The organism is Candidatus Enterococcus murrayae (genome assembly GCF_017315985.1).
Lineage (GTDB): Bacteria > Bacillota > Bacilli > Lactobacillales > Enterococcaceae > Enterococcus_A > Enterococcus_A murrayae.
On sequence record NZ_JAFLVR010000046.1, the window covers coordinates 1 to 3,617 of the forward strand.

The 3,617-nt window shown below is 33.9% G+C and carries 2 protein-coding genes; both read right to left on the reverse strand.

The genetic code is table 11. From position 1 onward, the window contains the following. Positions 1-256 precede the first annotated feature (256 nt). Positions 257-3,211 (reverse strand): InlB B-repeat-containing protein, encoded by a 2,955-nt coding sequence (locus JZO85_RS17355; protein ID WP_207109777.1) that lies wholly within the window; start codon positions 3,209-3,211, stop codon positions 257-259. A 106-nt stretch (positions 3,212-3,317) separates the two neighbouring features. After that, the coding region (locus JZO85_RS17360; RefSeq protein ID WP_207109778.1) for a bacterial Ig-like domain-containing protein at positions 3,318-3,617 on the reverse strand (300 nt) is incomplete at its 5' end.

Below are 3,617 nucleotides of genomic sequence, written 5' to 3' on the forward strand. Positions count from 1 at the left end.
ACAAAATACATTCTTAAACAAAAAAGATTACAGACTTACATTGTTTTCCAAAAAATATAGGACATGAAGTTCTTTTGCTTTTTTAGATTGAATAGATAACGAAATATGATTTCCAAATTAGTTTAGTAATGCAATCTAGAAGAGAATTTTTTTATTACTTCGAGTAAAAATACACCATTGTATTATAGTTGCCACAAATTCATTCTCATTAAACTATTTTCTAAACATCATCAAAATAAAAAATTTTTTCTTTTTTTTATTTATCCAAATTAGATTTATTTTTAGTTGATTTATAAATGAAAAACAACAACAACCCAAAAATTATGCTATATCCAACATAGTTATAAATACTATTCTCATGCATTCCTGTACTCGGAAGTTTGGACTTAGTAGTATCAATTTTTTTCGTAGTATTATTACTCAAATTTCTATTTGAATTGAGTTTATTATCGTTTGCTGAATTAGAAGATTTATCAGACTTGTTATCATTTTCTGGATTTGAACCAGTTTCAGGTTTATTTTCCGAATTAGATTCAGGCTTCTCTTCAGGTTTAATACTATTATCCTCTGTTTTTTTCCAAACTGGATATAAGTCAAGATTCTTAATCATTTCGATATCTTCACCTGGTTTGAAGTCAACTTTCGAGCTTTTCTTCTCTTCCGACCAACCAACAAAATCATAACCGTCTTTTTTCAATGTTTTCCCATCCAATATAGTTGCATTCATTCCTAGAGTATAGATATTGGGATCAATCGGAACTTTACCACTAGTCGAATCATCTTTATGATAGGTTATAGTGTATTGTTCATTGTCAATATACTTTTCTGACCAAAGAACACTAGGTAATTTAGTTGTCAGTATAAACCAATTAGTAGATGCAACAGATGGTTTGCTAATTAATTGTCTTCCAGGATCTGCTTCTGCTACATATAGAAAAGAACCATTATCATTTTGCTGTTTAATGGATTCATTTATTATATCGGCTGCTTCTTTTGAATCTCCATTTATTCGTTTTGCAAAACTAACCCCAAAAGTACCTTCGTACCATATTGGAAGTACTGTTGAATTCAATTTAGGTGTGTAACCATAGGTCACGCCTTTGTCTACTTTAAAAATTTCTGTATATTTTAACGCTGATTGCGCCTTTTCGGTTTCACCAATAGCATTTAAAAAAATAGATCCCCAACTATTAACGTCTAATGCTTTTGCAGGATCATTTAAGCCTTGGTTAAATCTTTGCTCTTCTTCATTCCATAGTTTATCAAGAATTACTTGTGCTAAGTTCTCTGCTTCAGTTAGATATTTTGCGTCAATGACTCTCCCAGCTCTTTCAAATACATGCCATAAGTCTGTATTGTGCTCGGTAGAAGCCCATTCAATTTTCACCAATTCGCCTTCTACATTACGATATCCTCCTGTGTATAAGCCTTGCCCCTCACCTTCGTTGATTTTCATTGTTGATAGAAAATCTAAGTTATTCTTAATCATTGAAAGCACATCAAAACTGTCTTTATTTCCACTAGAAAAGTTTGAAGAGTTCCCAAACTGTTCATAATAGCGAATCATCGCATAGGTAATAAATGCATTTCCTCCAACCCATATACTAGACTTTACATCTGCTTGTTGAAATTGGAATGAATGAGCGGGAAATGCTCCTTGATTATCTCCAGATTGAATTTGAGTCAAACTTAAACCATTAATTAATCTATTAGCTAGCTGTTCATCCTTATTTCCAACTGCAGTTAACAATGTTGTCGCTTGATCATATAAATATGAAATGTACTTTCTTCCTGTTGAATATTCTGGATCAGAAATATCATATTCATACGACCGGACAAGACCGGATAGCTCTGGTTTAAAGTATTCTGCTAATACTTTATTAGTAGATGTATTAACAATTCTATACATCTTTTCTCCAGTTCTCGTTTTTGATGTCCATTTATCTCCTACATATACTTTATCTGTAGCAATTTCATATTCTGAAGAAGTGACTGCAATCGATTGAAATTCTAAATCTTTGTAATAACTTTCACCAGGCCAACTTGTCCCTATTTGTTCCTCTTCTGGAATTTGATAAAGATAAAAAACCCACGTTCCTACTCTGGAATCAGGTATTCCACTTAAATCTATCGACCATGTACCATCAGCGTTTACTTCTCCTGGAACGGCTAATTTTGATTGATCATATTCCGTGCTTCCCACCTTCAGGAATGCTTTTACTGCATATTTCCCTTCTGCCTGGGCTTTCATAGTTCCTGTAACTGTACCTCGATATTGATCTGGAAAAATAATTGGTGAATCAATCGTTACAGGAACAGCATAATCTGGTGCCCAGCTTGCTCCTTCTTTCATTCCCGTATCAACATTATATAGACCAAACCGCCACGAGCCACTCCTTGTTTCTGGAACACTGGATAGGTCCAGTTCCCATGTGCCATCTTGATTCATTACAGATGGTGACACTTTATCAGATTGGTCATATTCTGTGTTTCCTACTTTTAAGAACGCTTTTACCTCATAGTTTCCAACTAAGCTTTCTTTGGTTCCTCCGTGCACTGATCCACGATAATCATCTGTAATCTCTTCAGGATAGTTCACGTCAATTAGCGTTGCTTGATCTGCATATCTTCCTTCACCAACAACCGTGTCGTAAATAATGTCTGTTACAATTTTATATAAACGAAAATGCCATTCCCCTTCTCTTGAATCTGGAACTGGTGACAGATCCATTTCCCAATTTCCATCTGCAGAAACCTGCACCGGAATTGCATATTGTGATTGGTCATATTCGCGACTTCCTACCTTTAAGTAAGCTTTTACAAAAAAAACTCCTTCTCTTTCTTCGCGCAAATTACCTTTTACAATCCCTCGATAACCTTCAGAGAGTTTCTCAGGATATGTAACTTTTATTGGAGAAGTGTAAATTATTTCATGAGCTTCTTTCAGTGAATACTCGCCCTTAACCTCTCCTACATAGTCACGATCATATTCTTCAGTTGGTATAATCGTGCTACCATCCCCTTCAGATTTGGGAGATTCCATCATTGATAATACCCAATCTTCAGCTTTTGTAATACTAGAATTATCCGTCAATTCAAGTTCATCAACATCAAACTCGTCTTTCCTAGTTTCTGCATTCATTTCAATACTATTTCCAAAAGCAGAAATTAATATTGACAAAATTAAGACTAAACGAAGAATTTTTTTCATTATTATATTTTCTAAAAATATGTTGATATATATATACAATATATCAACATATTTCCGAATTAACCCCCTAATATTATATTTCACTACTCAGTATTCTCTCTTGAATCTATTCCTCATCTTTTTTATTTTTCAAAAAAGTACCCAAACCTACGAATGCTAACATTATTGTTCCTAATAAGGTTCCTACTAGCGATCTGTTTTCTCCAGTTTCAGGTAATGATGATTGTTTCTTATCCACTAAAGATTTATTATTCAATTTTATTTGTTTTTCTTCTGTTGAGTCATGCACGTTTACGGCTGTTTGTTTTTCTTTCACCGTCACTTTAGCAGTACTTGTCACTCCTTCATACGTATAGGTCACATCAAATGTGCCTGCCTTTGTCGTATCTGCTTGACTAGCATCAAC

Coding starts and splice junctions, on each gene's coding strand:
- JZO85_RS17355 (WP_207109777.1), bottom strand. CDS start 3,211: ATGAAAAAAATTCTTCGTTTAGTCTTAATTTTGTCAATATTAATTTCT.